At 48.7% G+C, this 7,426-nt stretch carries 1 protein-coding gene, 2 tRNA genes and 2 rRNA genes; all 5 read left to right on the plus strand.

What is annotated here, in order from left to right:
• Window positions 1-61: 61 nt before the first annotated feature.
• The gene (locus F905_RS12095; RefSeq protein WP_034598075.1) at window positions 62-1,966 is read left to right on the plus strand and encodes a bifunctional metallophosphatase/5'-nucleotidase; all 1,905 of its coding nucleotides are present in this window, start codon (window positions 62-64) and stop codon (window positions 1,964-1,966) included.
• 438 nt (window positions 1,967-2,404) lie between these two features.
• Window positions 2,405-3,941 (plus strand): 16S ribosomal RNA (locus F905_RS12100).
• A gap of 61 nt (window positions 3,942-4,002) precedes the next feature.
• A tRNA-Ile gene (locus F905_RS12105) sits at window positions 4,003-4,079 on the plus strand.
• A gap of 62 nt (window positions 4,080-4,141) precedes the next feature.
• Window positions 4,142-4,217 (plus strand) — tRNA-Ala (locus F905_RS12110).
• A 428-nt stretch (window positions 4,218-4,645) separates the two neighbouring features.
• Window positions 4,646-7,426, plus strand: a 23S ribosomal RNA gene (locus F905_RS12115).
• Together the 16S and 23S rRNA genes with 2 tRNA genes alongside form the textbook arrangement of a ribosomal RNA operon.

Here is a 7,426-nt window from a genome sequence, read left to right on the forward strand (position 1 = left end):
CAGGCCACAGACTCAATCAGACAATTCCAATTAAAACACTGAGTCTCAGGGTAATTGCCAGATGAATATATTGAATAAAAAAACCATATTATCAATAGCCTGTCTTTCTGTTTTTATGACAGCCTGCGGGGATAATGACCGTCATACTGCTGCACCGACGCCAGTAGTCGAGGGCAAAGCCGTTGAACTGAATATTCTGCATATCAATGACCATCACTCCCATTTAGATGAAGAGCACTGGAACTTTAGCCTGGCACAAGGGGCTGAGGAAGAAAATTATAGCGTCAGCCGGGGTGGTTTTGCCCGTGTCGCCGGTTTAATCAACCGTCTGGCAGAGGAATATCCGAATGTGATCAAACTACACAGTGGGGATGCGATTACTGGCGATCTATACTTTAACCTTTCTGAAGGTAAGGCCGATGCAGATGCCATGAATACGGTCTGCTTTGACAGTTTTGTGCTGGGTAACCATGAATTTGATGCCAAAGATACAGGCCTACAGAAATTTATTAACTATCTGGATGCCGGTAACTGTGCCACACCAACCCGTATTGTGTCGGCCAATGTGAATTTCGGCTCATCTTCGCCGCTGTATCAGACTCAGCGCATTGAAAAGTCTTTTATATTTGAACGTGACGGTGAAAAGTTTGCCATTATTGGTCTGACCATTGCCGACAAAACCAAAAATGCCTCTCAGCCGAACAGTGACACTACGTTTGCCAATGAAATTGAAGCGGCTCAACAGGAAATTGATCGCCTGAAAGCTCAGGGTATTCACAAGATTATCCTGCAAACCCATACCGGTTTTGCCCTGGATCAGCAACTGGCTGCGGCTTTAACTGATGTTGATGTAATTGTTGGCGGTGATTCACATACCTTATTAGGTCCGGACAGTTTAGAGGCGGTCGGCCTGAGTCCGAGTGGTGCATATCCGACCCAAGCGCGAAATAAAGATGGTGATCTGGTCTGTATTGCCCAGGCCTGGCAGTACAGCTATGTAGTGGGTGATTTAAAGGTCAGGTTCAATCCGCAAGGTCAGGTGGAACAGTGTAGTGGTACACCGCACATTTTAGTGGGCGATGACTTTAAGCGTGAAAATACCGAGAGCAAACAGTTTGAAGCCTTAAATGCAACCGAACAGGCGGCGCTGCTGGAGCGTTTTAAAGCGGCGAATATTCCGATGCAGGTGGTCAGCCCATATACCGCGACCTTAAATGTGCTGCTGCCATATCAACAACAGAAACAGAATTTTGCCAGCACGGTGGTGGCTCAGGCAACCGATAACCTGTGTTTACGCCGTGTACCGGGGACGCAGCGCGATACCAGCCGTTCTAGTCTGGGCGATATCTGTAACCAGAATCCGCATGTCATTGCTCATGGCGGCGATATTCAGCAGATGATTGCCGAAGCCTTCTTGCAACAAGGTAAAGTGTACTTTGATGCCGATCTGTCATTCCAGAATGGTGGCGGGGTGCGTGTAGATGTCGCAGCAGGTCCAGTTACGGTTGAGAAAATCTATCAGGTACTGCCATTTAAAAATACACTGGTCCGTCTGGATATGACCGGTGCAGAAATTAAAGCCACGCTGGAAGATGCGATTAGCGGTGTGGTTGAGCAGAGAAATACCGGCAGTTATCCATATACTGGTGGTTTACGTTGGCAGGTAGATTTAACCCAGGCCAAAGGGCAGCGTATTAGCCAGCTGGAAGTGCGTAATGCAAGCGGTAGTTATGAAGCACTGGTCTTGGATCGAACCTATAAAGTGGTGACTATCGACTTCCTGGCCAATGGACAGGACTACTATAGCAGCATGAAAGAGGTGACAGGCGAGCGCCGTATGGATGTGGGCCTCGATTATGCCGAAGCGTTTTTACAGTATGCCGAGCGTTTACCGGGAACAACCGGACAAAAATCGCTCGGTAAATTGCCAACAGCGGATTACAGCACGCAGAAATTTACTGAATAAGATAAAAAGAAAGCCAGCAAAAAATCCCGTTCGTGGGATTTTTTCTTTTGAATTGTGCAAAAAATAAGTGAAAAACCGGTTTTTTTAGCCGTTTCGTAGAAAAAAGATACATACGTGAAAAATAAAGTGAATTGGGGCTTGCAATGATTCTGAAATCCTCTAGAATGCACCCCATACCGACGAGATACACGGAGATGAACGAAGCGGATCGCTGAGTTGTCAAGTGTTTTGAGTCCAGCTTCTGGCACTGACGAGGTGTTGGAAAGATCATTAAGAGATTATGAAGAACAACTTGTGTGGATTTTTACTGGTTGATTAATCGAAATTATTTTCATTAATTGATTGGTTTAAATTACTCGAAGTTTATTTGAGCGAAATTTAAGTCAGAAAATTGATGAGCCAGATTTGGTCACTTCGAATAAAGTGACAAAATGATTTTAACTGAAGAGTTTGATCATGGCTCAGATTGAACGCTGGCGGCAGGCTTAACACATGCAAGTCGAGCGGAGCGAGGGTGCTTGCACCTTAGCTTAGCGGCGGACGGGTGAGTAATGCTTAGGAATCTGCCTATTAGTGGGGGACAACATTCCGAAAGGGATGCTAATACCGCATACGCCCTACGGGGGAAAGCAGGGGATCTTCGGACCTTGCGCTAATAGATGAGCCTAAGTCGGATTAGCTAGTTGGTGGGGTAAAGGCCTACCAAGGCGACGATCTGTAGCGGGTCTGAGAGGATGATCCGCCACACTGGGACTGAGACACGGCCCAGACTCCTACGGGAGGCAGCAGTGGGGAATATTGGACAATGGGGGGAACCCTGATCCAGCCATGCCGCGTGTGTGAAGAAGGCCTTTTGGTTGTAAAGCACTTTAAGCGAGGAGGAGGCGCTCTAGGATAATACCCTAGATGCGTGGACGTTACTCGCAGAATAAGCACCGGCTAACTCTGTGCCAGCAGCCGCGGTAATACAGAGGGTGCGAGCGTTAATCGGATTTACTGGGCGTAAAGCGCGCGTAGGTGGCTAATTAAGTCAAATGTGAAATCCCCGAGCTTAACTTGGGAATTGCATTCGATACTGGTTAGCTAGAGTATGGGAGAGGATGGTAGAATTCCAGGTGTAGCGGTGAAATGCGTAGAGATCTGGAGGAATACCGATGGCGAAGGCAGCCATCTGGCCTAATACTGACACTGAGGTGCGAAAGCATGGGGAGCAAACAGGATTAGATACCCTGGTAGTCCATGCCGTAAACGATGTCTACTAGCCGTTGGGGCCTTTGAGGCTTTAGTGGCGCAGCTAACGCGATAAGTAGACCGCCTGGGGAGTACGGTCGCAAGACTAAAACTCAAATGAATTGACGGGGGCCCGCACAAGCGGTGGAGCATGTGGTTTAATTCGATGCAACGCGAAGAACCTTACCTGGCCTTGACATACAGAGAACTTTCCAGAGATGGATTGGTGCCTTCGGGAACTCTGATACAGGTGCTGCATGGCTGTCGTCAGCTCGTGTCGTGAGATGTTGGGTTAAGTCCCGCAACGAGCGCAACCCTTTTCCTTACTTGCCAGCATTTCGGATGGGAACTTTAAGGATACTGCCAGTGACAAACTGGAGGAAGGCGGGGACGACGTCAAGTCATCATGGCCCTTACGGCCAGGGCTACACACGTGCTACAATGGTCGGTACAAAGGGTTGCTACACAGCGATGTGATGCTAATCTCAAAAAGCCGATCGTAGTCCGGATTGGAGTCTGCAACTCGACTCCATGAAGTCGGAATCGCTAGTAATCGCGGATCAGAATGCCGCGGTGAATACGTTCCCGGGCCTTGTACACACCGCCCGTCACACCATGGGAGTTTGTTGCACCAGAAGTAGGTAGTCTAACCTTAGGGAGGACGCTTACCACGGTGTGGCCGATGACTGGGGTGAAGTCGTAACAAGGTAGCCGTAGGGGAACCTGCGGCTGGATCACCTCCTTAACGAAAGATTGACGATTAGTAAGAATCCACAACAAGTTGTTCTTCATGACGATGTATCTGAGGGTCTGTAGCTCAGTTGGTTAGAGCACACGCTTGATAAGCGTGGGGTCACAAGTTCAAGTCTTGTCAGACCCACCACTAACGACAAGCAAGCAATTGCAGAGCGAATAGAAATCAGAACATTGACTTATTGATAAGCTGGGGACTTAGCTTAGTTGGTAGAGCGCCTGCTTTGCACGCAGGAGGTCAGGAGTTCGACTCTCCTAGTCTCCACCACACATTGCTACGCAATGTGTAGATAGCTAAATAGCTAAGAAACAAGCAAACGAACAGATAGCTTATAGAGCTTAGTGAGAAGATTGTGTAGAATGCGCAACTCTTATTAATCTCTGTGATTTATCACAGTTGACTGCAGTCCGACGAGGATGCAGTGAATCATTAACAGATTGGCAAAATTGAGTCTGAAATAAATTGTTCACTCAATCAATATACGTTAACGCGTTGTTATGACGGGTTGATGAACGTAGATTGAATTGAGAACTAGCAAATTAACTGAATCAAGCGTTTTGGTATATGAATTTAGATTGAAGCTGTACGGTGCTTAAGTGCACGAGACTTCGAACTGTAGATTAAATAGATAATTGATTATTTATTTAATTGTCTTAATCCTACTTGTAGGGATTAACGACTGTTTGGGGTTGTATAGTCAAGTAATTAAGTGCATGTGGTGGATGCCTTGGCAGTCAGAGGCGAAGAAAGACGTGATAGCCTGCGAAAAGCTCCGGGGAGGCGGCAAATATCCTTTGATCCGGAGATGTCTGAATGGGGAAACCCACTTACCATAAGGTAGGTATCAATACATGAATACATAGTGTATTGAGGCGAACGAGGGGAAGTGAAACATCTCAGTACCCTTAGGAAAAGAAATCAATTGAGATTCCCTCAGTAGCGGCGAGCGAAAGGGGAACAGCCCATTAAGTTATGTGTGTTTTAGTGGAATGCTCTGGGAAGTGCAACCATAGTGGGTGATAGTCCTGTACACGAAAGGGCACACATAATGATGACGAGTAGGGCGAGGCACGTGAAACCTTGTCTGAATATGGGGGGACCATCCTCCAAGGCTAAATACTCCTGACTGACCGATAGTGAACCAGTACCGTGAGGGAAAGGCGAAAAGAACCCCTGTGAGGGGAGTGAAATAGATCCTGAAACCGCATGCATACAAGCAGTGGGAGCCACTTTGTGATGTGACTGCGTACCTTTTGTATAATGGGTCAGCGACTTACATTCAGTAGCAAGGTTAACCGCATAGGGGAGCCGTAGGGAAACCGAGTCTTAATAGGGCGTATAGTTGCTGGGTGTAGACCCGAAACCAGGCGATCTATCCATGAGCAGGTTGAAGGTTGGGTAACACTAACTGGAGGACCGAACCCACTGTCGTTGAAAAGCCAGGGGATGACTTGTGGATAGGGGTGAAAGGCTAATCAAGCCTGGTGATAGCTGGTTCTCCCCGAAAGCTATTTAGGTAGCGCCTCGGACGAATACCATTGGGGGTAGAGCACTGTTTCGGCTAGGGGGTCATCCCGACTTACCAAACCGATGCAAACTCCGAATACCGATGAGTACTATCCGGGAGACAGACTGCGGGTGCTAACGTCCGTAGTCAAGAGGAAAACAATCCAGACCGCCAGCTAAGGCCCCAAAATCATAGTTAAGTGGGAAACGATGTGGGAAGGCATAGACAGCTAGGAGGTTGGCTTAGAAGCAGCCACCCTTTAAAGAAAGCGTAATAGCTCACTAGTCGAGTCGGCCTGCGCGGAAGATGTAACGGGGCTAAAACTATGTGCCGAAGCTGCGGATGTATACATTGTATACGTGGTAGGGGAGCGTTCTGTAAGCCGATGAAGGTGGATTGAGAAGTCTGCTGGAGGTATCAGAAGTGCGAATGCTGACGTGAGTAACGACAAAACGGGTGAAAAACCCGTTCGCTGAAAGACCAAGGGTTCCAGTCCAACGTTAATCGGGGCTGGGTGAGTCGACCCCTAAGGCGAGGCCGAGAGGCGTAGTCGATGGGAAATTGGTTAATATTCCAATACTTCAGTGTAATGCGATGAGAGGACGGAGAAGGTTAAGTCAGCCTGGCGTTGGTTGTCCAGGTGGAAGGCTGTAGGCATGCATCTTAGGCAAATCCGGGGTGCTCTATGCTGAGAGCTGATAGCAAGCTAGTTTACTAGCGAAGTGGCTGATACCATGCTTCCAGGAAAAGTCTCTAAGCTTCAGTTACACTGGAATCGTACCCGAAACCGACACAGGTGGTCAGGTCGAGTAGACCAAAGCGCTTGAGAGAACTCTGCTGAAGGAACTAGGCAAAATGGTACCGTAACTTCGGGAGAAGGTACGCTGTTGACGGTGATGGGACTTGCTCCCTGAGCGGTTGACAGCCGCAGAAACCAGGCCGCTGCAACTGTTTATTAAAAACATAGCACTCTGCAAACACGAAAGTGGACGTATAGGGTGTGATGCCTGCCCGGTGCTGGAAGGTTAATTGATGGGGTTAGCGTAAGCGAAGCTCTTGATCGAAGCCCCAGTAAACGGCGGCCGTAACTATAACGGTCCTAAGGTAGCGAAATTCCTTGTCGGGTAAGTTCCGACCTGCACGAATGGCATAATGATGGCGGCGCTGTCTCCAGCAGAGGCTCAGTGAAATCGAAATCGCTGTGAAGATGCAGTGTACCCGCGGCTAGACGGAAAGACCCCGTGAACCTTTACTGCAGCTTGACATTGAACTTTGACCTTACTTGTGTAGGATAGGTGGGAGGCTTTGAAGTTGGAACGCCAGTTCCAATGGAGCCGTCCTTGAAATACCACCCTGGTAATGTTGAGGTTCTAACTCTGTCCCGTGATCCGGGACGAGGACCATGTCTGGTGGGTAGTTTGACTGGGGCGGTCTCCTCCTAAAGAGTAACGGAGGAGTACGAAGGTGCGCTCAGCGTGGTCGGAAATCACGCGTAGAGTATAAAGGCAAAAGCGCGCTTAACTGCGAGACCCACAAGTCGAGCAGGTACGAAAGTAGGTCTTAGTGATCCGGTGGTTCTGTATGGAAGGGCCATCGCTCAACGGATAAAAGGTACTCTGGGGATAACAGGCTGATACCGCCCAAGAGTTCATATCGACGGCGGTGTTTGGCACCTCGATGTCGGCTCATCTCATCCTGGGGCTGAAGCAGGTCCCAAGGGTATGGCTGTTCGCCATTTAAAGAGGTACGCGAGCTGGGTTTAGAACGTCGTGAGACAGTTCGGTCCCTATCTACCGTGGGCGCTGGAAATTTGAGAGGATCTGCTCCTAGTACGAGAGGACCAGAGTGGACGAACCTCTGGTGTACCGGTTGTGACGCCAGTCGCATCGCCGGGTAGCTATGTTCGGAAGGGATAACCGCTGAAAGCATCTAAGCGGGAAGCCTACCTCAAGATAAGATTTCCCTAGGA

The organism is Acinetobacter sp. CIP 53.82 (assembly GCF_000369465.1).
In the GTDB taxonomy this organism is placed as follows: domain Bacteria; phylum Pseudomonadota; class Gammaproteobacteria; order Pseudomonadales; family Moraxellaceae; genus Acinetobacter; species Acinetobacter indicus.